The organism is Hydrogenophaga intermedia (genome assembly GCF_000723405.1).
In the GTDB taxonomy this organism is placed as follows: Bacteria; Pseudomonadota; Gammaproteobacteria; order Burkholderiales; family Burkholderiaceae_C; genus Hydrogenophaga; species Hydrogenophaga intermedia.
Map to the genome: position 1 here is coordinate 23,509 of NZ_CCAE010000032.1, position 23,161 is coordinate 46,669.

General features: G+C 69.6%; 24 protein-coding genes. 7 read left to right on the forward strand and 17 right to left on the reverse strand.

Annotated elements, in window-relative coordinates; genetic code table 11:
* Positions 1 to 11: 11 nt before the first annotated feature.
* A complete protein-coding gene (locus BN948_RS16820) occupies positions 12 to 1,451 on the reverse strand; it encodes an oligosaccharide flippase family protein (protein WP_035622674.1) in 1,440 nt (479 codons plus the stop codon).
* A 176-nt stretch (positions 1,452 to 1,627) separates the two neighbouring features.
* Between BN948_RS16820 and BN948_RS16825 the strand changes: the two genes are divergently transcribed.
* From BN948_RS16825 to uvrC, 3 genes are read left to right on the forward strand one after another with little or no spacing between them, the layout of a single operon-like run.
* Positions 1,628 to 2,491 carry a cupin-like domain-containing protein gene (locus tag BN948_RS16825; RefSeq protein WP_009515716.1) on the forward strand — a complete coding sequence of 288 codons (864 nt, stop codon included), beginning with the start codon at positions 1,628 to 1,630 and terminating at the stop codon, positions 2,489 to 2,491.
* 4 nt (positions 2,492 to 2,495) lie between these two features.
* The gene (locus BN948_RS16830) at positions 2,496 to 3,656 is read left to right on the forward strand and encodes an acyltransferase family protein (protein ID WP_009515715.1); all 1,161 of its coding nucleotides are present in this window, start codon (positions 2,496 to 2,498) and stop codon (positions 3,654 to 3,656) included.
* Positions 3,657 to 3,693: 37 nt separating this feature from the next.
* On the forward strand, positions 3,694 to 5,823 hold the full coding sequence (gene uvrC, locus BN948_RS16835; RefSeq protein WP_009515714.1) for an excinuclease ABC subunit UvrC: 2,130 nt from the start codon (positions 3,694 to 3,696) through the stop codon (positions 5,821 to 5,823).
* 21 nt (positions 5,824 to 5,844) lie between these two features.
* Here the strand turns inward: uvrC and BN948_RS16840 are convergent, their stop codons facing one another.
* A complete protein-coding gene (locus BN948_RS16840; protein ID WP_009515713.1) occupies positions 5,845 to 6,444 on the reverse strand; it encodes a YqhA family protein in 600 nt (199 codons plus the stop codon).
* Between the two features lie 152 nt (positions 6,445 to 6,596).
* Between BN948_RS16840 and acs the strand changes: the two genes are divergently transcribed.
* Positions 6,597 to 8,591 carry an acetate--CoA ligase gene (gene acs, locus BN948_RS16845; RefSeq protein ID WP_009515712.1) on the forward strand — a complete coding sequence of 665 codons (1,995 nt, stop codon included), beginning with the start codon at positions 6,597 to 6,599 and terminating at the stop codon, positions 8,589 to 8,591.
* A 12-nt stretch (positions 8,592 to 8,603) separates the two neighbouring features.
* On the opposite strand, the gene BN948_RS16850 is transcribed toward acs, so the two are convergent.
* The 6 genes from BN948_RS16850 to smpB form a co-directional block, all read right to left on the reverse strand.
* On the reverse strand, positions 8,604 to 9,434 hold the full coding sequence (locus BN948_RS16850; protein WP_009515711.1) for an anti-sigma factor family protein: 831 nt from the start codon (positions 9,432 to 9,434) through the stop codon (positions 8,604 to 8,606).
* Positions 9,435 to 9,449: 15 nt separating this feature from the next.
* Positions 9,450 to 9,986 carry an RNA polymerase sigma factor gene (locus BN948_RS16855; RefSeq protein ID WP_009515710.1) on the reverse strand — a complete coding sequence of 179 codons (537 nt, stop codon included), beginning with the start codon at positions 9,984 to 9,986 and terminating at the stop codon, positions 9,450 to 9,452.
* Between the two features lie 23 nt (positions 9,987 to 10,009).
* Positions 10,010 to 10,390: a COG4315 family predicted lipoprotein gene (locus BN948_RS16860; protein WP_009515709.1), complete on the reverse strand. Its 381-nt coding sequence runs from the start codon at positions 10,388 to 10,390 to the stop codon at positions 10,010 to 10,012.
* 102 nt (positions 10,391 to 10,492) lie between these two features.
* Positions 10,493 to 10,942: a type III secretion system chaperone gene (locus BN948_RS16865; RefSeq protein WP_009515708.1), complete on the reverse strand. Its 450-nt coding sequence runs from the start codon at positions 10,940 to 10,942 to the stop codon at positions 10,493 to 10,495.
* A 6-nt stretch (positions 10,943 to 10,948) separates the two neighbouring features.
* Entirely contained in the window at positions 10,949 to 11,917 is a 969-nt protein-coding gene (locus BN948_RS16870) for a hypothetical protein (RefSeq protein ID WP_009515707.1), read from the reverse strand.
* Between the two features lie 278 nt (positions 11,918 to 12,195).
* Positions 12,196 to 12,678, reverse strand: coding sequence for an SsrA-binding protein SmpB (smpB, locus tag BN948_RS16875; RefSeq protein ID WP_035622677.1), 483 nt, complete (start codon positions 12,676 to 12,678; stop codon positions 12,196 to 12,198).
* 118 nt (positions 12,679 to 12,796) lie between these two features.
* Here smpB and BN948_RS16880 point away from each other — a divergent pair, with 118 nt between their 5' ends.
* Both BN948_RS16880 and BN948_RS16885 read left to right on the forward strand, forming a co-directional pair.
* Positions 12,797 to 13,243, forward strand: coding sequence for a type II toxin-antitoxin system RatA family toxin (locus BN948_RS16880; protein WP_009515705.1), 447 nt, complete (start codon positions 12,797 to 12,799; stop codon positions 13,241 to 13,243).
* A gap of 3 nt (positions 13,244 to 13,246) precedes the next feature.
* Complete coding sequence (locus tag BN948_RS16885; RefSeq protein ID WP_009515704.1) at positions 13,247 to 13,582, forward strand: RnfH family protein; 336 nt, start codon at positions 13,247 to 13,249, stop codon at positions 13,580 to 13,582.
* Between the two features lie 2 nt (positions 13,583 to 13,584).
* Here BN948_RS16885 and BN948_RS16890 read toward each other — a convergent pair whose 3' ends face one another.
* A complete protein-coding gene (locus BN948_RS16890) occupies positions 13,585 to 14,112 on the reverse strand; it encodes a DUF4124 domain-containing protein (RefSeq protein WP_009515703.1) in 528 nt (175 codons plus the stop codon).
* Between the two features lie 142 nt (positions 14,113 to 14,254).
* On the opposite strand from BN948_RS16890, the gene guaB reads away from it, so the two are divergent.
* The gene (gene guaB / locus BN948_RS16895) at positions 14,255 to 15,724 is read left to right on the forward strand and encodes an IMP dehydrogenase (RefSeq protein ID WP_009515702.1); all 1,470 of its coding nucleotides are present in this window, start codon (positions 14,255 to 14,257) and stop codon (positions 15,722 to 15,724) included.
* 73 nt (positions 15,725 to 15,797) lie between these two features.
* Here guaB and hpxZ read toward each other — a convergent pair whose 3' ends face one another.
* The 8 genes from hpxZ to atzD are packed head-to-tail and all read right to left on the reverse strand — an operon-like array spanning position 15,798 to position 23,154.
* On the reverse strand, positions 15,798 to 16,184 hold the full coding sequence (gene hpxZ, locus BN948_RS16900; protein ID WP_009515701.1) for an oxalurate catabolism protein HpxZ: 387 nt from the start codon (positions 16,182 to 16,184) through the stop codon (positions 15,798 to 15,800).
* A gap of 20 nt (positions 16,185 to 16,204) precedes the next feature.
* Complete coding sequence (locus BN948_RS16905; protein ID WP_009515700.1) at positions 16,205 to 16,969, reverse strand: ABC transporter permease; 765 nt, start codon at positions 16,967 to 16,969, stop codon at positions 16,205 to 16,207.
* Entirely contained in the window at positions 16,966 to 17,787 is an 822-nt protein-coding gene (locus tag BN948_RS16910) for an ABC transporter ATP-binding protein (protein ID WP_035622680.1), read from the reverse strand. Before BN948_RS16910 ends, BN948_RS16905 begins: the two co-directional genes overlap by 4 nt.
* 11 nt (positions 17,788 to 17,798) lie before the next feature.
* On the reverse strand, positions 17,799 to 18,785 hold the full coding sequence (locus BN948_RS16915) for an ABC transporter substrate-binding protein (RefSeq protein WP_009515697.1): 987 nt from the start codon (positions 18,783 to 18,785) through the stop codon (positions 17,799 to 17,801).
* A complete protein-coding gene (locus tag BN948_RS16920) occupies positions 18,772 to 19,338 on the reverse strand; it encodes a VOC family protein (protein ID WP_009515695.1) in 567 nt (188 codons plus the stop codon). The genes BN948_RS16915 and BN948_RS16920 overlap by 14 nt, the downstream gene beginning before the upstream one ends.
* Positions 19,335 to 20,558 carry a Rossmann-fold NAD(P)-binding domain-containing protein gene (locus BN948_RS16925; RefSeq protein ID WP_009515693.1) on the reverse strand — a complete coding sequence of 408 codons (1,224 nt, stop codon included), beginning with the start codon at positions 20,556 to 20,558 and terminating at the stop codon, positions 19,335 to 19,337. The genes BN948_RS16920 and BN948_RS16925 overlap by 4 nt, the downstream gene beginning before the upstream one ends.
* A gap of 35 nt (positions 20,559 to 20,593) precedes the next feature.
* On the reverse strand, positions 20,594 to 22,033 hold the full coding sequence (locus BN948_RS16930) for an amidase (protein WP_009515692.1): 1,440 nt from the start codon (positions 22,031 to 22,033) through the stop codon (positions 20,594 to 20,596).
* Complete coding sequence (atzD, locus tag BN948_RS16935; RefSeq protein ID WP_009515690.1) at positions 22,030 to 23,154, reverse strand: cyanuric acid amidohydrolase; 1,125 nt, start codon at positions 23,152 to 23,154, stop codon at positions 22,030 to 22,032. The genes BN948_RS16930 and atzD overlap by 4 nt, the downstream gene beginning before the upstream one ends.
* Positions 23,155 to 23,161 lie beyond the last annotated feature (7 nt).

A 23,161-nucleotide genomic window follows, 5' to 3' on the forward strand; every position in this document is an offset into this window, starting at 1 on the left:
GCGCCAATGGCTCAGGCGCGGCTCTTGCGCCAGCGCACGAACAGCGTGCGCAACTCCCCATACACCGGCAGGCCGAACAGCCGCAGCAGCAGCGCCCAGCCAATCGCCGCCGGCAGGCCCAGCGCCAGCAACATGGCCCAGGCGGGCAGAGCGGGCAGTACCCATTTGAGCGCGAGCATGCTGACCAACAGCGTCAGCGTCAGGCCCACCACCGGCGCCGCCATGGCCAGCCAGCGCAGGGGCGCGATGCCCAGGTAGCGGTACTGGATCCACAGCCCCATGGGCACCGTGAGCACCTGCGCCACCACCATGGCCTCGGCAAAGCTCTGCAGCGTGCCGTCGAACAGCAGGCCGATGAACACGGCCTTGAGGCCCAGCAGCATCAACATGGGCAGGCCCGCCACGTACGGCTTGCCGATGCCCATGAGCGCCGCCGGTACGAACGAGAACAGCACGCCCAGGCCGGCCGAGATGCAGAGCCAGGGAACGGCCACGGCGCTGGGCAGCCACTTGGCGCCATAGAGCAGGAAGATCACCTCATTGGCCAGAAGCGCCGTCATGGCCATGGCCGGCAGCAGCAGCGTGGCCAGGTACGAGGTGACGCGGCAGACCTCGGCCGCCACGTCGCCCTGGCCATGGTGCAGGCGCGCCATGTAGGGCAGGGCGAAGTAGTTCACCGCCGGCATCACGCCGCTGCTGGCGATATTGATGGTGGAATTGGCCTTGCTGAAAAAGCCCACGTTGGCGGGCGTGCTGAGGCGGCCCAGCGCGATGTCGGGAATCGCGTTGTCGATGGCCGTCATGGCCGAGGTGATCATGGCGCCTACGCCGAAGTTGGCCACGCGGGCCCAGTTCTTGAAGCCCGGGATCCAGGGTGTCTTGGTGGTGGAGAGCAAGCGCACCGCCGTGATGTGGGTGGCGATGTTGATCACGCTGGCCCAGGCCATGGTCATGTGCTCGAAACCCTTGAGCGCCAGCACGACGGACACCGTGAAGTAGACGCTGAGCGCGATCATGCCGGCCTTGGCGGTGCGCACCACCTCCATGTTGCGCACCAGGATGGCGCCGGGCAGGGCGCCGAAGGGAATGAGCACGAAGCCCATGGCCAGCACCTTCACCACGTTCTCCACGCGCGGTTCGTGGAAGAAGCCCGACCACAGTGGCGCACTCAGGAACATGACCAGGGCCATCGTCCAAGAGGTGCACATCACCACGCCCAGGGCGGAGCGCAGGGTCTCTTCGCTCAGTTCCTTTTGCCGTTTGATGAAGGCGGTGACGCCGAAGTCGCGAAACAGGTGGGCCACGGCCACCAGCACCGCGCTCATGGAGTAGACGCCGATGTCGTCCGGGTCCAGCAGGCGGGCCAGCACCATGCTCAACACCAGGTGCCCGGCGACTTCCGCGTTGCTGAAGATGAGCTGAAAACCGAATTTCTTGCGGGTGGAGTTCACGCGCTGCCTTGGATGTGTGCGAAACCTGGCATTCTGCGGGAACCCGGGGTGGTACCCCTTGGCAGCATCGGGGGTGGCGAGCAGAATGCCGCAAAACACGCGCCGACAGAGGCGCGGATGCGACGGGGGCAGGGCTTGGAAGGGAATGTGGCCATGGGGCTGCAGGAGGATTCGGCATGCTGCGCTGTTTCGATGACAGTGTCGACGCTTCACTCGTCGACCGTGGATCGTTTGTCTGCGGCCACAAGCTGATGGGGCATCCGGCCCTGTCGCTGGAGAGCCTGTGCCGGGTGCTGCCCCGGCTGCCGCCGGGGCAGGTGATGTACGCCACGCGGCGCCTGGCCACCGAAGACAACTTCGAGAAGACCTTCAAGCAGCGGCCGCTGGACCGCTCGGTCGCGGAAACGATCGAGACCATCCGCGAGTCCGACAGCTACATCATGGTGAACTCGCCGCAGGTGGACGAGAGCTTCGCCGACATCTACCAGGACCTGATCCATGATGTTCAGGCCCTCATGTGGGAGCGCGGCGTGGGCGACAAGGCCATCTCGCCCAAGCTCTACCTGTTCATCGCCTCGCCCAACAGCGTCACGCCGTTCCACATCGACCGCTACTCCACCTTCCTGATGCAGTTCCGCGGGAGCAAGTGGGTCACCGTGTCCGACCCCTGGGATGAGCGCGTGGTGACCTCGCCCGACCGCGAGAACTACGTCTCCTACGTGAGCACCCAACTGCCCTGGACACCCGAGAAGGACGGCGTCAGCACCCGTTACTGGTTCGAGCCCGGGCAGGCCTTGCACATCCCCTTCGTGGCCGGGCACCACGTGCACAACGGGCCCGACGACGTGTCGATCTCCATGTCCATCATCTTCAACACGCCCCAGACCGTGGACTGGCGCGATGCGCTCAACTTCAACCAGCGCGCGCGCAAGGTGCTGCGCCGCGTGGGCCTGGGGCCCGGGCCGGTGGGTGTGAACCCCGAGCGCGACGCAACGAAGGCCAAGTTGTGGCGCACCTGGGCCGGCTGGCGTGGATACTGAGCGGATGTCCGCCGCGAGCCCACCCGCCACCGCCACCACACTCTCTCCCTCGCTGTCGATCTGGCTCGACCTGTGCCGCGTGCTGGCCGCGCTCGCGGTCTACGTGGGGCATTCGGTGGTGCTCGGCCTGGCGCCCGAGGCGCTGTCGTTCACCTGGCACCGCTCGGCCGACGATGCGGTGATCGCCTTCTTCGTCATCTCGGGCTTCGTCATCGCGTACAGCACGCGCTCGCGCCACGGCAGCGCGGGGCACTACGCGCTGGCGCGGGTCTCGCGCATCTATTCGGTGGCCATTCCCGCCGTGCTGCTGGCGCTGCTGCTCGACACCATCGGCCTGCGCATCGGCCCCGAGGCCTACGCGGGTTATGCCTGGCAGTACCCCCATGCCGTGCTGGTGCCGCCGTACCACTGGCTGTTCCTGGGCGAGGGCTGGTTCGGCTCCTGGCAGCCCTTCAGCATGGAGCCGTACTGGTCCCTGGCCTACGAGGTCTGGTACTACGCGCTGTTTGGTGTGTTCGTGTACGCGCGCGGCTGGTGGCGCTGGCCACTGCTCTTGCTGGTGCTGGGTGCCATGGGGCCGGCCGTGCTGATGCTGCTGCCGGTGTGGTGCCTGGGGGTGTGGCTGTGCCGCCACCTGGATGCGCTGCGGCTGGGCCGCTGGCCGACACGAGCCCTGATGCTGCTGTGCGCGCTGGCCTATGCAGCATTCTTCCTGTCGGGCGCGCGCACGGCCACCGACGAGGCTTCGCGCGTCCTGTACGCGGCCATCGCGCAATGGGCGCCGTTCCCCTTCGAGCCCGGCTCCACCGTGCACGTGCTGTCCGACTACGTCACGGCCCTGCTGTTCGCCGGATTCGTCATCGGCTGCGCCGGAGCCGACTGGGGCTTCTCCGAACGCGCCGGGCGGCTCATCCGCTGGCTGGCGGACCGCACGTTCAGCTTCTACCTCATCCACTTCAGCCTGCTGGTGCTGGCGCGCGCGGCGGGTGTCACCGCGGCGGGCTGGGCCGGCTACGCGACGCTGCTGGCCGGCGTGCTGCTGGCCACCTGGGCGCTGGGGCAGGTCGGAGAGCAGCGCCGCGACGCGTACCGCGCGGTGTTCCGCCGCCTGGGGCAGATCGCCCGGCGGGGGATGGGGGCCGTTGTGCCGCGCCTGCGGTCCTGAGACCGGGTTCTGAAAGCGGGGCGCCACAATACGCCCCATGTCAGAGGCGCATTCCGACCAATTGCTCAGCGAAGTGGCCGCATTGCCGGCACTGCCGGGCGTGTACCGCTATTTCGACGCCCAGGGCCAACTGCTCTACGTGGGCAAGGCGCGCCACCTCAAGAAGCGCGTCTCCAGCTACTTCCAGAAGAACCACGACGGCACGCGCATCGGCCACATGGTCAGCCGCATCGCGCGGCTGGAAACCACGGTGGTGCGCAGCGAGGCCGAGGCCCTGCTGCTCGAGAACAACCTCATCAAGACGCTCAACCCGCGGTTCAACATCCTCTTCCGCGACGACAAGAGCTACCCCTACCTCAAGATCACCGGCACGCGCGAGGCCCAGCGCCCGCTGGCCGGCCGCGCGCCCAGCGCTTCCACGCTGTTCCCGCGCATGGCGTACTACCGCGGCGCGGTGGACAAGCGCCACAGCTACTACGGGCCGTACCCCAGCGCCTGGGCGGTGAAGGAATCCATCCAGTTGCTGCAGAAGGTCTTCAAGCTGCGCACCTGTGAGGACACCGTCTTCGCCAACCGCACGCGGCCCTGCCTGCTCTACCAGATCAAGCGCTGCAGCGGGCCCTGCGTCGACCTGATCGACCAGGCCGACTACCTGAACGACGTGGCCAACGCCGAGCGCTTCCTGCGCGGTGAAACGCAGCAGGTGCTGCAGATGCTGGAGCAGCGCATGCTGGCCCACAGCGAGAAGCTGGAGTTCGAACAGGCGGCCGAGATCCGCAACCAGATGAGCGCGCTGTCGCGCGTGCTGCACCAGCAGAGCATGGAGGTCGGCACCGACCAGGACGTGGACGTGTTGGCCGTGAAGGTGCAGGGCGGGCGCGCCTGCGTGAACCTGGCCATGGTGCGCGGCGGCCGCCACCTGGGCGACCGGCCGTACTTTCCCGCGCACGTGGAAGACGCCAGCGCCATCGAGGAGCAACTGGCCAACACCGCCGACGCCGTCGACGGCCCCGAGGGCGCGCCATCGGACGTGGCCGAGCGCGGCGCCGTGGATGAGTCCGAACGCACGGCGGTGCGCGTGCTGGAGGCCTTCATCGCCCAGCACTACCTGGGCGCGCCCATGCCACCGGTGCTGGTCACCAGCCATGTGGTGGGCAAGGCGCTGCTGGAGGCGCTGTCGGAGCAGACCGGGCAGAAGGTGCATGCCGTGCACAACCCGCGCGAGCACCGCCGCCGCTGGCTGGAGATGGCGCAGAAGAACGCCGGCATCGCGCTGACGCGGCTGCTGTCGGAAGAGGGCAGCCAGCAGGCCCGCACGCGCGCACTGGCCGAGGCGCTGCAATTGCCCGACGACGAGCTGGAGGCGCTGCGCATCGAGTGTTTCGACATCTCCCACACCGCGGGCGAGTCCACGCAGGCGTCCTGCGTGGTGTTCGAAGGGCACAAGCTGCAGAACAGCCAGTACCGGCGCTACAACATCGACGGCATCACGCCCGGTGACGACTACGCCGCCATGCGCCAGGTGCTGACGCGGCGCTACGGGCGCATCGCGGAGGCACTGAAGGCCGAGTCGGGCGAGGCCGCGCTGCCGGCAGGCGCGGACGTGGCGGTGGCCGTCGAGGCCGAGGGCGCCGACCCGAACGAGCTGTTGCGCGGACCCGAGGAGTCGGCCATCGCCGAGGCTCGCTCAGGCGGGGAAATGCCCGCCGCCGGGCCGCGGATGCCCGACATCGTGCTCATCGACGGTGGCAAGGGCCAGGTGGGCGTGGCGCGCGAGGTGTTCCAGTCGCTGGGGCTGGACCTGGCCTGCATCGTCGGTGTGGAAAAAGGCGAGGGCCGCCGCGTGGGCCTGGAGGAACTGGTGTTCGCCGACGGGCGCGGCAAGGTCTATCTGGGCAGCGACTCGGCGGCGCTGATGCTGATCGCCCAGATTCGCGACGAGGCGCACCGCTTCGCCATCACCGGCATGCGCGCGCAGCGCGCCAAGGTGCGGGTGGGTGCGAGCCAACTGGAAGACATCCCGGGCGTGGGCCCGAAGAAGCGCGCGCGGTTGCTGCAGCGCTTCGGCGGCGTGCGGGGGGTGGCATCGGCCAGCGTGGAAGACCTGGCCACGGTCGAGGGCATCTCGGACGAACTGGCCGACGCGATCTACCGGGCCTTGCACTGAGGCCGCAGCCTCCGCTGGCCGTCAGTGGCTGCGGCTACCCGGCCCCGACATCAGCCTGTCCGCCAGCGCGATGGCCAGCGCACTGAACAGGAAGGCCACGTGGATCAGCGTCTGCCACATCAGCACCTTCACCTCGTAGTTGCCCGCGTTGATGAAGGTCTTGAGCAGGTGAATGGAGCTGATGCCGATGATGGCTGTGGCCAGTTTCACCTTCAGCACGCTGGCGTTCACGTGGCTCAGCCACTCGGGCTGGTCGGGGTGGTCCTCCAGGTGCATGCGGCTCACGAAGGTCTCGTAGCCGCCCACGATCACCATGATCAGCAGGTTGGAGATCATCACCACGTCGATCAGCGCCAGCACCACCAGCATGATGATGGTCTCGTTCAGTGCGGTCGGCGCCACGTCGCTCCTGTAGCCGATGCTGTTGACCAGCTTGCTCAGTGCCACCTCGCTGCCGAAGGCGGCCTCGATCAGGTGCACCAGCTCCACCCAGAAGTGGAAGACATAGATGGCCTGCGCCGCGATCAATCCGATGTACAGCGGTAGCTGCAGCCACCGGCTGGCGAAGATCAGGTTGGGCAGGGGGCGGATCGGGCGGGCGGCCTTGAGGGGGTCGGTCATGGTGGGGCGCAATCAAAAAAGCGGCGCCGACAAGGGCACCGCGAGCGTCGGTTATTGTAGGAGCCTTGCCCCCGTGTCAGTTGGCCGTAAGTGCCCTTGCGCACAGTGCCGCCGGCCCGCTTTTCCTGCACAACAGCCGAGGAGACATCCGAATGTCATCGCCTTCGTCGTCGATCGAGTCCGTCCTGGTCGAAAACCGCGTGTTCGAACCCAGCGCCGCCACCGTGGCCGCCGCCCGCATTTCGGGCATGAAGGCCTATGACGCCCTGTGCGCCGAGGCCGACAAGGACCCCGAGGCCTTCTGGGCGCGCCTGGCCAGGGAGCACCTGGTCTGGCAGAAGCCCTTCACGCAGACGCTGGACGCCAGCGACAAGCCCTTCTACAAGTGGTTCCAGGACGGCCAGCTCAACGCCTCGGCCAACTGCCTTGACCGCCACATGGGCACGCCGGTGGAGAACAAGACGGCGATCGTCTTCGAAGCCGATGACGGCGCGGTGACGACGGTCACCTACAAGGAGCTGCTCGCCAAGGTCTCGCAGTTCGCCAATGCGCTCAAGGCCCGTGGCGTCAAGCAGGGCGACCGCGTGGTCATCTACATGCCCATGACGATCGAAGGCGTGGTGGCCATGCAGGCCTGCGCGCGCATCGGCGCCACGCACAGCGTGGTGTTCGGCGGCTTCTCGGCCAAGGCCCTGCAGGAACGCATCCAGGACGCCGGCGCCGTGGCGGTCATCACCGCCAACTACCAGATGCGCGGCGGCAAGGAACTGCCGCTCAAAGCCATCGTCGACGAAGGCATCGCCATGGGCGGCTGCGAGTCGATCAAGACCGTCATCGTGCTGCAGCGCACCGCCACGGCCTGCAACATGGTGGACGGGCGCGACATCACCTGGACGGACGCCATCGCCGGCCAGAGCACCGAGTGCCCGCCGGCCATGGTCGGCGCAGAACACCCGCTCTTCGTGCTCTACACCTCCGGCTCCACCGGCAAGCCCAAGGGCGTGCAGCACAGCACCGGGGGCTTCCTGCTGTGGGCGCGGCTCACCATGCTCTGGACCTTCGACCTCAAGCCCGAGGACCTGTTCTGGTGCACGGCCGACATCGGCTGGATCACCGGCCACACCTACGTGGCCTACGGCCCGCTGGCCGCGGGCGCCACGCAGGTGGTGTTCGAAGGCGTGCCCACCTTCCCGCACGCCGGGCGCTTCTGGCAGATGATCGAGAAGCACAAGGTCAGCATCTTCTACACCGCGCCCACGGCGATCCGCTCGCTCATCAAGGCGGCCGAGGGCGACGAGAAGGTGCACCCGAAGAACTGGAACCTGGACAGCCTGCGCCTGCTGGGCTCGGTGGGTGAGCCCATCAACCCCGAGGCCTGGATGTGGTACCACCGGAACGTTGGCCACGAGCGCTGCCCCATCGTGGACACCTTCTGGCAGACCGAGACCGGCGGCCACGTCATCACCCCGCTGCCGGGCGCCACGCCGCTGGTGCCGGGCTCGTGCACGCTGCCGCTGCCGGGCATCGACGCCGCCATCGTCGACGAGGCGGGCAACGACGTGCCCAACGGCGCGGGCGGCATCCTGGTCATCAAGAAGCCCTGGCCGTCCATGATCCGCACCATCTGGGGCGACCCGGAGCGTTTCAAGAAGAGCTATTTCCCGCCCGAGCTCAAGGGCTACTACCTGGCCGGCGACGGCGCGGTGCGCAGCGCCGACCGGGGCTACTTCCGCATCACCGGGCGCATCGACGACGTGCTCAACGTCTCGGGCCACCGCATGGGCACGATGGAGATCGAATCCGCCCTGGTGGCCAAGACCGACCTGGTGGCGGAAGCCGCCGTGGTGGGCCGCCCCGACGACCTCACGGGCGAGGCCATCGTGGCCTTCGTGGTGCTCAAGCGCTCGCGCCCCACGGGCGAAGAGGCCAAGGCCATCGCCAAGCAGCTTCGCGACTGGGTGGGCAAGGAGATCGGCCCGATCGCCAAGCCCAAGGACATCCGCTTCGGCGACAACCTGCCCAAGACCCGCAGCGGCAAGATCATGCGCCGCCTGCTGCGCGCCATCGCCAAGGGCGAGGCCATCACGCAGGACGTTTCCACGCTGGAGAACCCGGCGATCCTCGACCAACTGGCCGAAAACAATTGAAGCGGCGCTGTCCTAGATCTGCCGGTACACGGCCTCCGCCAGCACCATCAGCGCCTCGCGCGACAGCGGGCCGCTGAGCGCGTAGCCGAAGCCCTGGTCCACCCAGTAAAAGGCGGGCACGGGGCCTTCGGGCGCGAAGCGGAAGGCGGTTTCGCGGCTGGCGCCGGGGGCGTTGGGCAAGCCTGCATCCACCGCGCCCAGGTACAGCGTCAGGCGCTGCCCATCGGCGTTCTGGAACATGAACTGCGCGCGCGCGCCGGCCTCACCAGGCAGCAGCCGCCCGCCCACCAGCGCATAGCCCTGGGCCTGCAGGTCGGGCACCTTCAATGCCCGGCCCGTGCGGCGAGAGAGCCACTGCACCAGGTGCTCCTGATCTGCCGCGGCCACTTCCACGGGGTGGCGCTTCTCCGGTGAATAGACGGCATGCGCCAGCGCCGCGTCGCGCGCGAAAGCGGGCAGGGCGGTTGCTGGTCCGCGCGCGGTCAGCCGGGCTTCATCCGGCACCGCCCACTGGCCGTGCGCGAGCCAACCCGCGCCGAAGGCCAGCAGCACGCCCGCGGCCAGGCCGCCCCAGCGCCATCCGCGCTCGCCGCGCTGGCGGGCGCCGCCCAGGCGGTGGGCGGCGTCCAGCAGCAACGGGGGCAGGGGTTCATCGAGCAGTTCGTGGTGCAGGCCTCGAAGGGCTTCGCGCTGGGTCTGCCAGGTGGCCAGGCGCGTGCGCGCGGCGTCGTCGTGGGCCAGTCGCGCTTCAAGGGCGTCGCGTTCGGTGCCGCTGACCTGACCATCGACCAGGGCGTTGATCTCGGCGTCGCTCAGCGGTTGAAAGGAGGGGGACTTGTCCATGGCGGCGGGGCGGCGCTATTTCAGCCGCTTCAGGTGCGGGGCGGGCGGGGAGGCGGCGTCCGCCCGGGCACCGGTGGCCGGGGCGTCCATCAGCGCCTGCAGTCGCGTGCGGGCACGGGACAGGCGCGACATGACCGTGCCGATGGGCGTGCCGGTGATGCGGGCGACCTGCTCATAGCTCATGTCCCCGAGGCTCACCAGCAGCAGCACGGCGCGCTGCTCTTCTGGCAGGCGCAGCAGGCAACGCTGCAGGTCCAGTCCCAGGTCCTGCGCGGCGTCGGGCGCTGCGGGTTCGGCGGCATCGTCGATGTCCACCAGCGGGAGCGCGGCCGAGCGTCTCAGGGCCTGACGCACGCCGCTGACGTGCAGGTTGTGCATGAGGGTGAACAACCAGGCCCGCAGGTCGGTGCCCACGGCCCACAGCCGCCATTTGCCGCAAGCGCGCTCCAGCGTGTCCTGCACCAGGTCGTCGGCGGCCCAGGCGTCGCCGCACAGGGCGCGCGCGTAGCGGCGCAGCGCGGGAATCTGGGCAATCAGATCGGGTGGGCTCATCGGCTGGGGCGGCCGTGGACGGCTCAGGGCTTGACGACGCGCCAGGCGTTGTTGAATCCGTCGCCGGTCTTGTCGCCGGGCTTGGAATCACGCACCCAGTAGTACAGCGGCTTGCCTTTAAAGGCCCATTGTTTCGCGCCGTCGTCGCGCGTGACGATGCTGTAGTCACCCATGGCCTTGTCGCTGGCGCCGGCCATGAAGGGCGGCCAGTTGGTCGCGCAGGGGCCGTTGCAGACCGACTTGCCGCTGCCAGCCGTGTCGCGGTCGAAGGTGTACAGCGTCATCTGGTTGGGGCCGACAAGCATGCCGTCGGCGACCTTGGCGGGCGAGTGGTGCTGGGCGTGCATCGAGGCACAGCCGCCGAGCAGGGCGGCGACCAGGGCGATGGGCATCAGGGATTTCATGGCGCGTTCTCCGGGTGGGTATCGAGGCAGAGCGGTTGCTTTGCTTCGACATGAACGCCTGGCGCGACCGGATTATTCCCGGCGGATGCGATCGCGCGCCCATCACCCACGCAGGATCGACGCTGGCGAGGGGTTGCGAACCGTGCCGGCGTCGCGGATCAGGCGCGGCAGGTGCTCTCGCCAATGGGCGAACTCGTTGGCAAACGCTTCCAGGACCGGCGCCAGGCCGTCGTGCCCGAGTTCGTCCATCCGCACGGTACGGCCCAGCACCACCGCGTCGCTCACGTGGTCCAGACCCAAGGACGCGTCGCCCGTGCCCTGGCCATTGAAGTTGGCCTGCAGCAGCAGGCGCAGGGCCTCGGGTTCGTGGGGGTCTGGCAGATGCCCCACCGCGCCATTGACGCGCAGCGACGTGCCGTGCGGATCACCTTCGAGCGTGATCGACGCGTCGCCGTCGATGATGAGTTCACAGACGCCGTCACCATTGAAGGACAGGGTGATGCCCAGGTACCGGGCCAGGCGTTCGACGGCGGCGGCGTTGTCGTGCGGCATCTTGCCTCAGTCGGTCCCGGCGTGCAGCTTGTCCTGCATTTCCGTGGCGATGGTGAGGCGTGCGCGGCCGATCGCCGCCTGCAAGGCCTCGGGCATCTCGTCGAAGCCCTCCACTTCCAGACCAAACACCAGTTTCTGCAGCACCATGTTGCAGAAGCTGATGTACGCCTTCAGGTGCGGAGCGACCTCCATTGCCGCGGCCTGGATGTCGTTGAACGGGGCCAGCAGCGGGCGCCAGATGAGGGCGCCGTCGAGCCGCCGCGAGTTGTTTTCGGTCTGATCGGGAAAGCGCGCCTCCACGAGCGGCAGGGTCCCTGACCGGATCCGGGCCATGCCATCGGGCATGCTGCGAATGAAGCGCGCGGCCAGCAGCGCGTAGTTGTCGATGGTGGTGCACAAGGCGCCGAGCTGGTCCGGCCAGGCGTCCAGGGTCTTCGTGTCGAGCTTGGTGGCGTTGTCCGTGGCCATGGGCCACGCCAGGCTTGTGTCGATCGCCGTGAGGGCCTGGCTATTCAGGTGCCGCTCGACGCAAGGCTGAAGGTAGGCTGAGAGTGCCCGGGTGGCGCCGTTTTCGCCGCGCAGCATGCCGGAGGCCTCTTTCACCAGGTACCGGTCTTCCTTGTCACACGCATAAAGGTCTTCGGCACCGATCAGGCCGACGATTTGCTCTTCGGTTCGAACCTTCTTCGGAAGACGATCGGCCTTGTCGGCGATCAGTTGAGCGCTGCGTTCGGCCAGTGCGTCGCGGTACTTCCGGGCCTTCGTGCCGGAGATGACGGGCACGGACCTCACGGGTTCTCCGCTCGCGGCCGGTTCCTTGTGCTTCAGGCGCTGTTGAAGGGTGCGAGATGTCCGGGCGCTCGGGAAGCGATTCGACGGCGTCCGTCGCACGGCGTCATCGCGGCCGGGCTCGAACGTGGTGCCGGGTTTCTCGGGCGAGGATGGATCGCGCGGCGCCAGCGGCACCAGCGGCATTCGGCGAACCACGCTCTGTCGATTCAGGGTACTCGTCTGCAGCGCCGAATTGGGCGGGGTGGGCGTCTCGGGACGAGGAGGCGGTGCGTCCTGTCTTGGGCTGTTCCGGGAGGACGAGGGGGGTGAGATTCGCTGGCCGATGGTGAGTCTATTGGTCATGGAAGGCGCGGTGTGAAATTTGGCCGCCTTCTGTGCCCACCACCCTTGGGCCGTTCCCATGCCGCAACCGGCCACAGAGACGAGCCGCGCGCCCCGATGCGCCGGCGCGCACCGCCAGCTCAACGCTGCCGGTCCTTCATCGCCCGCTCCACCTCGCGCTTGCCCTCGCGGTCCTTGATGGTGTTGCGCTTGTCGTGCTCGCCCTTGCCCTTGCCCAGGGCGATCTCGCACTTCACGCGGCCGCCCTTCCAGTGCAGGTTCAACGGCACCAGGGCGAAGCCGCGCTGTTCCACCTTGCCGACGAGGCGGTCGATCTGCGCCCTGTGCAGCAGCAGCTTCTTGGTGCGCGCGGCCTCGGCGCTCACGTGCGTGCTGGTGGTTCGCAGCGGGTTGATCTGGCAGCCGATGAGGAAAAGCTCGCCATCGCGGATGACGACGTAGCCGTCGGTGAGCTGCACCTTGCCTTCGCGCAGGGCCTTCACTTCCCAGCCCTGCAGCACCATGCCCGCCTCGTAGCGTTCCTCGATGGCGTAGTTGAACAGCGCCTTCTTGTTCTCGGCGATGCGGCTGTCGCCGGGTTGGTGTTTGCTGGAGGTGGACATAAAGGGGAAGGTGGGGGCGATCAGCCCGGGCGACAAGGGCCTCGGGGACACGCCCTAGAATCGTCGAAGCCCTGTCGCGGCGCCCGTGGGCGTGCTCGCCGCGCGGGACCGGCATTGTATGAAAACCATTCACAAGTCCGTGCTGTTGTGGCACAGCGCCCACGAGATGTTCGCGCTGGTCACCGACGTGCAGCACTACCCCCAGTTTCTGCCCTGGTGCGACCGCGCCGACGTGTTGGAGCGCACGGCCGACGGCATGGTGGCCCGCGTGGGCATGTCCATCGGCGGCCTGCAGCAGGGCTTCACCACCCGCAACACCCACGTGGAGGACCGCGAAGTCCACATGGAGTTGGTCGATGGGCCGTTCTCGCAGCTCGATGGCGTGTGGAAATTCCTGCCGCTGGGTGACGGCTCCCAGCGCGCCTGCAAGGTGGAGTTCACCTTGCGCTACGGTTTTTCCAGCGGGGCGCTGGCCGCGGTGGTGGGCCCGGTGTTCGACCGCATTGCGGGCAACCTGGTGGACGCCTTCGTCAAGCGCGCCGACCAGGTCTATGGCACGGCCTGAGTCATGCGTGTGACCCTGCTGTACGCCAGCGCGCCGCGCACGGTACACGAGCTGGAACTGGACTTGCCCGAGGGCACCAACGCCCGGGACGCCGTGCGCGCCACGGGTTGGCTGGAGCGGTTTCCCGAAACCGCTGCGCTGAACGAGACCGTGAGCCTGGCGGTCTGGGGCCGCCGTTGCGAGCCCGATCAGGTCCTTCGCGATGGCGACCGGCTGGAGTTGCTGCGCGACCTGCGCGTGGACCCCAAGGTGGCGCGGCGCGAGCGCTTCGCGGGGCAGGGCGCGCGCAGCACCGGGCTGTTTTCGAAACGCCGACCCAACAGCAAAGCCGGCTACTGAGCTCAGCAGTCGCTGCGCATGATGTCCTGCAGGCGCTGCGCTTCGCTGGCGCGGCGCGCGTCGTCCATGATTTCGCGCTCGCCCTTGGCGTTGGTGGTGGCCAGGCGCTGGCCGGAATCGAGCGTGGCCTTGGCGCGTTTGGCGCGTTCGCAGTTGTCGGCGCGCGCACGGGCCAAGCGCTCGGCCTCCTGCTTCTTCTTCGCTTCTTCGGCGGCCTCGGCCTCCTTCTTGCGGGCTTCGAGGTCCTTGTCGACGCCAGGGGCCTGGGGGGCGGCCGGCGCGGCGGCGCCTTCTGAGGCCGCGGGCGTGGCCGGGGTCGTGGGCACGGCGGCCATCGGCGCGGGGGCGCCTGGCCGTTTGAGGATGTTCTTTTCCGGGACGCTGGCCGGCGGCGCGGTGTCGCTGAAGACCTTGCGGCCGGTGTTGTCGATCCATTGCCACTGGGCCAGGGCCGAGGAGGCCATTGCGGCCGTGACCGCGAGCGCGGCCAGTGAGCGCAGGGCGAGGGGGGCGAGGGATGTTTTCGGCATCCGGCCAGTGTATGTCTGCCCCCGCCGGCCAGGGCCGCCGGCGCCGCCGAAGCGATGCCCCCAGGCAACGGACGGCAGCGTTCCCGGCCTCAGGGTTCACCCTTGGGGCCACGTTTACAATCCGCTTTTTGGAGACCCCTTCATGCGCCTCCTCGGCAACGCGCTCACCTTCGACGACGTTTTGCTGGTGCCCGCGTACTCCCAGGTCCTGCCCAAGGACACCTCGCTGGCCACCCGTTTCTCCCGCAACATCCAGCTCAATTTGCCCCTCGTGTCCGCCGCCATGGACACGGTCACGGAGGCCCGCCTGGCGATCGCCATCGCCCAGGAAGGCGGCATGGGCATCATCCACAAGAACCTCACGGCCGCCGAGCAGGCCGCCCAGGTGGCCAAGGTCAAGCGCTACGAAAGCGGCGTGCTGCGCGACCCGGTGGTGATCTCCTCCGACACCACGGTGCGCCAGGTGATGAAGCTGTCGGACGAGCTGGGCGTCTCCGGCTTCCCCGTGGTGGACGCGGGCAAGGTGGTGGGCATCGTCACCGGGCGCGACCTGCGCTTCGAGACCCGTTACGACCTGCCGGTGCGTGAGATCATGACCCCGCGCGAGCGCCTGATCACCGTGCCCGATGGCACCACGCCGGGCGAAGCCAAGGTCCTGCTCAACAAGCACAAGCTCGAGCGGCTGCTGCTGGTCAATGACGCCTTCGAGCTCAAGGGCCTGATCACGGTGAAGGACATCACCAAGCAACTCAACTTCCCCAACGCCGCGCGCGACGGCGCCGGCCGCCTGCGCGTGGGCGCGGCGGTGGGCGTGGGCGAAGGCACCGAGGAGCGCGTCGAGGCGCTGGTGAAGGCCGGCGTGGACGCCATCGTGGTGGACACCGCGCACGGCCACAGCCGGGGCGTGATCGAGCGCGTGCGCTGGGTCAAGCAGAACTACCCGCAGGTGGACGTGGTGGGCGGCAACATCGCCACCGGCGCGGCCGCGCTGGCGCTGGCCGAGGCCGGCGCCGACGCGGTGAAGGTCGGCATCGGCCCGGGCTCCATCTGCACCACCCGCATCGTGGCGGGCGTGGGCGTGCCGCAGATCATGGCGGTGGACAGCGTGGCCACCGCGCTGCAAGGCAGCGGCATCCCCCTCATCGCCGATGGCGGCATCCGCTACAGCGGCGACATCGCCAAGGCCATCGCGGCTGGGGCCAGCACGGTGATGATGGGCGGCATGTTCGCCGGCACCGAGGAAGCGCCCGGCGAGGTCATCCTCTACCAGGGCCGCAGCTACAAGAGCTACCGCGGCATGGGCTCCATCGGCGCCATGCAGCAGGGCAGCGCCGACCGCTATTTCCAGGAAAGCAGCACCGGCAACCCCAATGCCGACAAGCTCGTGCCCGAGGGCATCGAAGGCCGCGTGCCCTACAAGGGCTCGGTCGTGTCCATCCTGTTCCAGCTCGCGGGTGGCGTGCGCGCCAGCATGGGCTACTGCGGCTGCGCCACCATCCAGGACATGAAGGACCGCGCCGAGTTCGTGCAGATCACGGCCGCCGGCATGCGCGAAAGCCACGTGCACGACGTGCAGATCACGAAAGAAGCCCCGAACTACCGCGCCGATTGAACCGCGCCGAGGCCCACGAAAGACGCCCCTTCGCAGGGGCGTTTTTCATGGCGCGGTGGCGGCCAGCGGGTCTTCAGGCCATCAGGCTCACGTGCGCCGACACCACCCGCCAGCCCTCGGGCATGCGCACCCAGGTCTGGCTCTGGCGGCCGATGCGATCGCTGCCCTCGCGGCGGAACTCGATGTTGGCGACGGCCATGTCCGCGCCGAAGGTAGTGACCTGCCGTGCTGTGACGGTGCGAGCCAGGCCCGCGCTGGGGCGCGCCTGGCGGAAGGCCTGGATGGCCTCGTAGCCGTAGAGGTTTTCCCCCGCGCCATAGCGCAGGGTCAGGGGCGATTGCCAGAACAGCTCGTCGAGCACGGCGACGTCGTTGCCAACCAGGGCCTGTTCGTAGGCGTCGAAGGCGGCGTTGACCTCGGCGAGGACGTCGGGGCGGTTGATGTCGGTGATGTCGGTCATGGATGCGCGGTTCGAAGGGTTCACTTGCCGCCCCAGTGCACGAAGCGGCGCTCGGCGAGCAGGAAGACCAGGTTCATGACATAGCCCAGGGCGCCCGCGGCGAAGATGGCAGCGTACATCTCGGGCATGTCGAAGACCATCTGCGCGTTCATCACGCGCTGACCCAGGCCGTCGGTGGAGCCGATGAACATCTCGGCGACGATGACGATGACCAGCGCCAGCGACACGCCCGAGCGCATGCCCACGAAGACCTGCGGCATGGATTCGAGCAGGGTCACGTCGGTCAGCACGCGCCAGCGTGGCGCTCGCATCACCCGCGCGGCCAACTGGCGCTGCTTGCGGGCGCCCATGACGCCGTAGGCCACGTTGAAGAGGATCACCAGCGCGGCGCCGAAGGCGGCCACGGCGATCTTGGTCTTCTCGCCCGCGCCAAAGATGACCAGGAACAGCGGGAACATGGCCGAGGCCGGCGTGGACCGGAAGAAGTCGATGGCGAACTCGATCGACTCGTACAAACGCTGCGAGGCGCCGAGCACGATGCCCAGCGGCACCGCCACCACCAGGGCAATGGCGAAGGAGCTGAGCGTGCGCACGATGGTCTTGCCGAAGTCGGCGCCCAGCGTGCCCTGGGTCATGCCGCTCCAGAAGGCCTGCGCCGCTTCCATCGGCGAAGGCAGCAGCACGGGGTCGATCAGCTGGACCGCGTGGATGGCGCCCCAACCAGCGATCAACAGAACCGCCCCCAGCAGCGGGCGCAGGCGCCTGAGCCATGTCCTCGCGTTCATGCCCGCACCTCGCGCTGAAAGACCTCCAGGGCCCGGGTCTTCGTCTGCACGAAGCCGGGGGTGATCGTGGTGTCCACGCTGCGCGGGCGCGGGGCGTCGAACACCAGCCGCTCGGCCACGCGCGTGGGGCGCTTGGTGAGCAGCAGCACCTCGTCGGCCAGCAGCACGGCTTCGTCCAGGTCGTGCGAGACCAGCAGGGTCGTGACCTCGCGCTCCTTGAGCACCTTTTGCAGGATGCCGCGCAGGAACATGACCATCTCGTAGTCCAGGGCGGAGAAGGGCTCGTCGAGGAACAGCACCTCGGGCTCCACCACCAGGGCCCGCATGATGGAGACCAACTGTTGCTGGCCGCCGGACATCTGGTACGGATAGCGGTTGAGGTCGAAGGACACGTCGAAGCTGTCCACCACGCGGTCCAGCAGGGCCTGGCGCTCGGCCTTGGTGAGGTCCAGGAACTGCAGCGGGTAGCGGATGTTGTCGATGGCGCGCATCCAGGGGAACACCGCCTCGCGGTAGTTCTGGAAGACGTAGCCGATGCGCGTTTCGTGCGCCTCCTTGCCTTCGAACAGGATCTGCCCGCCGTCGAACGGCAGGATGCCCGAGATCATGTTGATCAGCGTGCTCTTGCCGCAACCGTTGGGCCCGAAGACCGAGGTGATGCGCCCTTTGGCGATGTCCAGGTCGAAGTTCTCGTAAACGGTCACGCCATCGAAGCGCTTGGTGAGCCCGCGCACGGTGATGTGCGTGCCGACGGGGTACCAGCGGTGGTCGGCGCCGGGCGGGGCCGAGGGTGAAAGGGGGGCGTCCATCGAAGGCATGACTCTCATGTTCAGAACGCCTTGACCAGGGCCTTGCCGTCGACCTTGTCCTTGATGACGCCGAGTTCGACGCCCAGGTCCAGGAATTTCTGGAAGTCACCCACGTCAGCGGGGGAGAGGTCGCGCGCCATGACGATGCGCGGCAGCGGCACGGTGGCGGCCAGCTCTGGCGGCACCTTCATGCCGGCGATGAGGTAGCCGCGCGTGCTGGTGTCGCTCTGCGCTTCCTTCACGCCGCGGGCCCAGGCCTCGGCAAAGCGGCGCGCCACGTCGGGGCGCTCGCTGACGAACTTGTCGGCCAGCACGGCGCCGGCGGCGAAGGCGCTGGCGTTTTTGTTGCCCAGCAAATGGGTGGCGATGACACCGGCCTCCACGCGCTGGCCGATCTTCTGGCCCACCATGATGGTGGCGGCGGGCTCCAGGGTGTAGCCACCGTCGAAGGTGCCGGCCTGCAGCACGCTGGCGTGCATGTTGACGGGCTGTTCCTGGATGGTGAAGTCGCTGCCCTCCTTGAGGCCCACCGACTTGAGCACGGCGCGCGCGGCGCCGATGTTGGCCGGGCCGGGCGCGGAGAACAGCTTCACGCCGCCCTTGAAGTCGCGCAGCGACTTGGCCGGGTGACCGGCCTTCACCACGAACTGCTCGATGACGTGCGCGCTGTTCTGGCCGTTGAGCGAGAGGTACTTGAGCGTGTTGGGGCGGCGCGATTCCATGTTGGCGCCTTCGAGCGTGACCAGGTTGGCCGCGCCGTCGATGTTGCCGGCCACGATGGCCTGCACGGTGAGCGGGTGGCTGGTCATGGGGATCTCCTCCACCTCCAGCCCCGCGGCCTTGAAGTAGCCCCGGTTCTGCGCGATGTAGAAGGGCAGCGCCGCGCTGGAGGGAAACACCCCCAGGCGCACCTTGTCGGCGGCGTGCGCCAGCGGCAGCAGGGCGGTGGACAGGGCCAGGGCGGCGAGGCCTTTGGTGGCGAGGGAAAGGAAGTCAGCGCGTTGCATGGCGGGTTTCTCCGTGGGATGACAAAAGGGTCTGCCGGGGGTAGGCCGGCGCGTGAAAGAAGGCCTGGCCCGCGCGGTAGACGCGGTGTTCGGACATGTCCGGCGCAGCGCCGGCTTCGCTGGCGCCTTCGAAGGTGAGTTCGAGCTGCACGCCGCTGGGGTCGTAGACGAAGAGCTGCCACAGCGTGGTGCCGGGCACCAGGAATTCGCGCCAGTCCAGGCCGGCGGCGTGGAAGCGGGCGCGGTAGGCGTGGTAGCCCGCGCAGGCCAGGGAGACGTGGTCGATGGCGGCGCTGCCGGCGGGCACCTGGTCCAGCCCACCCAGGGCGGGGCCCCCGGCGTACACGTGCACGATGGCCTGGCCGCCCGGCTGCGGGCAGGCCAGCCAGGCACCGGGGTAGCCGAAGTCGGGCCGGGGCACCTCGCGCAGGCCGATCACGCCGCACCAGAAGGCGCGCGTCAGCGCCAGGTCGGCGGTCTTGATGGCCAGGTGGAACAGGCCCAGGGTCATGGCGCCGTCGCCCGGGCGCGGTGGGACAGGCGTCGCGTTCATGCGCCTTGCCCAGGTTCGGTGGGACAGGCGACGTCGCGGAACAGGCGCGAGAGGTCGTCGATGAAGGGCGCCTCGGTCTTCCAGCGCGCGCCGGCCACGGGATCGGCGCCTTGCAGCAGGGTGTCGCTGGCGCGCAGGGAGAAGTCCATGGCGAAGCGGATGCGCTCGCCGCGCGCGGCGCCGATGGCGTCGATCCAGCCGCGCGCGTCGGTCTGCCCGGCGCGCACGGCGGCCTCGATCAGCAGGGCCGCGCAGCTCGCGTCCTCCATGGCCTGGGTGGCGCCCTGGCCCAGGGTGGGGGCCATGCCGTGCGCGCTGTCGCCCAGGTAGAGCACCTGGCGCACCGGCTCGGCAAAGCGCAGGTCGGACTCCTGCATGCGGGCCCAGTGCGCGTCGCCGGCATGGCCGCACAGCGCCTCCACGAGCCAGCGCACGGCGGGCGCGGGCTCGCGGCCCTCGGGCAGGAAGGCGTGGCGCATGGCGGCGGGCGTTTTCCAGTCGTCCGGAATGGGCGCGCCGGCCGCGAGCGGGTAGGTGCCGGCGATGTAGATGTGGCCGGGTGGCACGCGAAAGGCCAGCAGGCGGTGGTGGCGGTTGAACCACTGCTCGTAGTCGTCCACCAGGCCGCCGCTGGTGTCGGGCACCAGGGCCCGAAGGATGGCCACGCCCACGTGCCGAGGCTCGGGCAGGCCGGAGAAGGCGGCGCGCGTGGCGGAGTAGCGCCCGTCGGTGCCGATCAGCAGGTCGATGCCGTCGAGTTCGTGCGCGCTGCCGTTCTCCGTCCAGCGCACACGGGTGCGGTGCGGGTCGCCGGGGCTGGGGCCGATCTCGCTCACCTGGCAGCCGTAGCGGATGGCCGGGCCCGCGCCGCCGCGCAGGATGCGGTACAGCTCGGACCAGCGGATGCGGATGCCGGCGTTGTCGGCCACGCGTTCCAGCGGCAGGTCGAACAGCGGCGTGCCGTCGGCCAGCGAGGTGCGCCAGCGCCGCCAGGGCAGGCTCTGCTCGAGCACGGCGTCGGCCAGTTCGGGGTCGCAGGCGCGCAAGGCCTTGATGGCGTTGGGGCCCACGTTCAGGCCGGTGCCGGCCTCGCTGTGGTCGTCGGGCGCCACGCGCTCCAGGCAGGTGACGTCCAGCCCCGGCAGGCGGGACAGACGCCGGGCCAGGATGGCACCGGCGACGCCGGCGCCCAGGTTGAGGACTTTTCGGGTGGTGGACATGGGGGTTCGCAGGGCTCGGGATCGGTTAAGCAGGTTCAGGGCCAGATCGGCCAGAGTGGCGGCGTCAACTCCACGGCTCCGGTGCCGACCGCAGCGACAGCGCGTTCCCACGACTGCCCCAGCGCCAGCAGGGCGGCGTCGCTGCCGGGCGGGCCCGCCAGTTGCACGCCCACGGGCAGATGGCCCACGCGCCCGGCGGGCAGGGCCAGCGCCGGCAGGCCTGTGGCGTTGGCGAAGGCGGTGAACACGGCGTGACCACGGCCGTCGACCGGCTGGTCCGCGATGCGCGGCGGGTGGCTGTCGGCGGCTGGCCAGGGCAGGGCCGCGGAGCAGGGGCTGAGCACGAGGTCGTGCGCGCGAAACACGTCGGCCATGGCGCGGCGCAACTGGCGCACCACGGCCTGGGCGTCGCACAGCTCGGTGGCGCGCCAGGCCTGGCCGCGCGCGAGCATTTCGGCCAGGGCCGGGCCCACTCTCGCGGCGGCGTCGGGGTACTGGCGCAGCACGCGCGCCAGGCCGGTGGTGCTGATGACGGGCCAGGCGTGCTGGTTGAAGGCCTGCACCGCCAGGGGCGCGTCCACCACGTCCACGGTGTGGCCCAGGGCGCGCCAGCGCTCGGCGGCGGCGTCGCAGGCGGCCAGAACGCCGGGGTCCACCGGGCTGCCGGCGATGTGGCGCCAGCAGGCAATGCGCTGCGGCGGCACCGGTGGTGGCGCGTCGGGCCAGGCGCCCGCGCGCGCGCCGCCGATGACGCCCATGGCCAGTTGCAGGTCGCGCGCGCTGCGTGCGATGGGGCCGATGACCTCCATGCGCGGCAGCATCTCGGGCAGGCCGTGCTCGCGCGGCACCGTGTCCCAGCCGGGCTTGAAGCCATACAGGCCGGTGTGGCCGGCCGGGCGGCGGATGGAGCCGCCGCCGTCGGTGGCCAGGGCCAGTGCGCCCACGCCCGCGGCCAGTGCGGCCACCGCGCCGCCGCTGGAGCCGCCCGGGGTGAGCAACGGGTCCCAGGGGTTGCGGGTGACGCCGGTGACGGGGCTGTCGGTGTAGCCCTGCAGGGTGAACTCCGGCACGGCCGTCTTGCCCAGGATCACCGCGCCGGCCGCGCGCAGACGCGCCACGGGCGACTCGTCGCGCTCGGGCACGTGGTCCTGGTAGAGGCGGCTGCCCCAGCGGCAGGGCAGGCCGGCCACGGGGATGTTGTCCTTGACGGTCACGGGCACGCCGTCCAGCGCCGACAGCGGCTGGCCGCGCAGCCAGCGTGCGGCACTGGCCTCGGCGGCGCGCCGCGCGCCCTCGGCATCGACCCAGGCCATGGCGTTGACGACCGCTTGCACCTCGGCCAGGCGCTCCAACTGGGCCTGCAGGGCCTGCACGGGTGTGAGGCGCCCGGCCCGGTAGGCCTCGCCCAGTTCGTGCACGCCGAGTTGCCAGGCGGGCGCCTCGGTGACGGCAGGGGTGTGAACCACAGCGTTCATGCGGCGTGCGCGATCACCGCGATCAGGCCGCCACCGTCCGGGCCCTGGTGCTCGGCGCCGCCCGAAACGAACAGGCGTCCGTCGCCCAGCGTGCCGGCCACCAGGCCGCCCACGGCCGCGCGGATGTGGCGCTGGGCGTTGATGTCGGTGTCGTCGAGCATGGTGTGGCGCGCGCCGCGCACCTGGCCACGCCGGTCGGGTTCGCACTTCACCAGAGCGGCGGCCACGCGTGCGCTGTCGTCCGCGCTCAGTTGGGGCGCCGCCCGCAGGCCCAGCCGCGCCAGGGCGCGGGCCACGGCCGGCAAGTCCATGGCGTCGGCCATGGGCTCGCAGGCCATGCGCAGCGGGCCACGCCACTGGGCGCTGTGGCCCAGCAGCACCACCTCGTTGGCCTCCACCTCCACGCCGGTGGACACGCTGGCGCGCCCGCACCAGAGGTCGAAACGCGTGAGCAGGGCCGACTCCAGCGCCGGGTCATCGGCCATCTCGCCCAGCGCCAGGGCCACGCCAAAGGCGCCCGCCGCGCGCGACAGCGCCATCGAGCGGTTGGGGTCGGCGCTGGCCACGCTCTGGCCGGCGGCCAGGGCGGCGGCGGCGCGGGCGCCCGTCACGCACGGGCCCTTCACCTGCACGAAGCGCACCTCGGCGGGGTCGGCGATGCCGGCGTCGGCCATGGCCGCGCGCACCGCGCCCGCCACGGCGCGCACCTGGGCCCAGCGGCCGATGTCGGCGGCCGGGGTCGGCGCACTGAAAGCGCGGCCGATGGCCAGCGCGGGGCCGGGCGGGGCGTCGGCGGCGGCCTCGGCCCGCGAGAACACGCTGTAGTGGGGCGAGAGCACGCCCTCGGTGCCGCCAGAAAGCACACAAGGCAGCTCGCGCTGCAGCTCGGCCGGCGCACGGCCCAGGCGCGCGCCCAGCAGGTGCATCAGGCTCTGGGTGAAGTAGCCCCGGGTGAAGTCGTTCACGCCGCCGTTGCCCTCGGTCTTGCCGATCACCGCCACCACGTCCTCCGCGCGCACGCGGCCTTCGTCCAGCAGGTCGGCCAGGGCCGACAGGTCCCCCGGGTGGGCCATGGGCAGGCGGTGCACCTGGAGCTGGCGGGGTGGGTTCGCTGGGTTCATGGCGCCA

Bases quoted from the DNA above. Each gene is read 5' to 3' on its own strand.
- BN948_RS16825 (WP_009515716.1), top strand. From the start codon at position 1,628: ATGCTGCGCTGTTTCGATGACAGTGTCGACGCTTCACTCGTCGACCGT.
- BN948_RS16830 (WP_009515715.1), top strand. From the start codon at position 2,496: ATGTCCGCCGCGAGCCCACCCGCCACCGCCACCACACTCTCTCCCTCG.
- uvrC (WP_009515714.1), top strand. From the start codon at position 3,694: ATGTCAGAGGCGCATTCCGACCAATTGCTCAGCGAAGTGGCCGCATTG.
- BN948_RS16840 (WP_009515713.1), bottom strand. From the start codon at position 6,444: ATGACCGACCCCCTCAAGGCCGCCCGCCCGATCCGCCCCCTGCCCAAC.
- acs (WP_009515712.1), top strand. From the start codon at position 6,597: ATGTCATCGCCTTCGTCGTCGATCGAGTCCGTCCTGGTCGAAAACCGC.
- BN948_RS16850 (WP_009515711.1), bottom strand. From the start codon at position 9,434: ATGGACAAGTCCCCCTCCTTTCAACCGCTGAGCGACGCCGAGATCAAC.
- BN948_RS16855 (WP_009515710.1), bottom strand. From the start codon at position 9,986: ATGAGCCCACCCGATCTGATTGCCCAGATTCCCGCGCTGCGCCGCTAC.
- BN948_RS16860 (WP_009515709.1), bottom strand. From the start codon at position 10,390: ATGAAATCCCTGATGCCCATCGCCCTGGTCGCCGCCCTGCTCGGCGGC.
- BN948_RS16865 (WP_009515708.1), bottom strand. From the start codon at position 10,942: ATGCCGCACGACAACGCCGCCGCCGTCGAACGCCTGGCCCGGTACCTG.
- BN948_RS16870 (WP_009515707.1), bottom strand. From the start codon at position 11,917: ATGCCGCTGGTGCCGCTGGCGCCGCGCGATCCATCCTCGCCCGAGAAA.
- smpB (WP_035622677.1), bottom strand. From the start codon at position 12,678: ATGTCCACCTCCAGCAAACACCAACCCGGCGACAGCCGCATCGCCGAG.
- BN948_RS16880 (WP_009515705.1), top strand. From the start codon at position 12,797: ATGAAAACCATTCACAAGTCCGTGCTGTTGTGGCACAGCGCCCACGAG.
- BN948_RS16885 (WP_009515704.1), top strand. From the start codon at position 13,247: ATGCGTGTGACCCTGCTGTACGCCAGCGCGCCGCGCACGGTACACGAG.
- BN948_RS16890 (WP_009515703.1), bottom strand. From the start codon at position 14,112: ATGCCGAAAACATCCCTCGCCCCCCTCGCCCTGCGCTCACTGGCCGCG.
- guaB (WP_009515702.1), top strand. From the start codon at position 14,255: ATGCGCCTCCTCGGCAACGCGCTCACCTTCGACGACGTTTTGCTGGTG.
- hpxZ (WP_009515701.1), bottom strand. From the start codon at position 16,184: ATGACCGACATCACCGACATCAACCGCCCCGACGTCCTCGCCGAGGTC.
- BN948_RS16905 (WP_009515700.1), bottom strand. From the start codon at position 16,969: ATGAACGCGAGGACATGGCTCAGGCGCCTGCGCCCGCTGCTGGGGGCG.
- BN948_RS16910 (WP_035622680.1), bottom strand. From the start codon at position 17,787: ATGCCTTCGATGGACGCCCCCCTTTCACCCTCGGCCCCGCCCGGCGCC.
- BN948_RS16915 (WP_009515697.1), bottom strand. From the start codon at position 18,785: ATGCAACGCGCTGACTTCCTTTCCCTCGCCACCAAAGGCCTCGCCGCC.
- BN948_RS16920 (WP_009515695.1), bottom strand. From the start codon at position 19,338: ATGAACGCGACGCCTGTCCCACCGCGCCCGGGCGACGGCGCCATGACC.
- BN948_RS16925 (WP_009515693.1), bottom strand. From the start codon at position 20,558: ATGTCCACCACCCGAAAAGTCCTCAACCTGGGCGCCGGCGTCGCCGGT.
- BN948_RS16930 (WP_009515692.1), bottom strand. From the start codon at position 22,033: ATGAACGCTGTGGTTCACACCCCTGCCGTCACCGAGGCGCCCGCCTGG.
- atzD (WP_009515690.1), bottom strand. From the start codon at position 23,154: ATGAACCCAGCGAACCCACCCCGCCAGCTCCAGGTGCACCGCCTGCCC.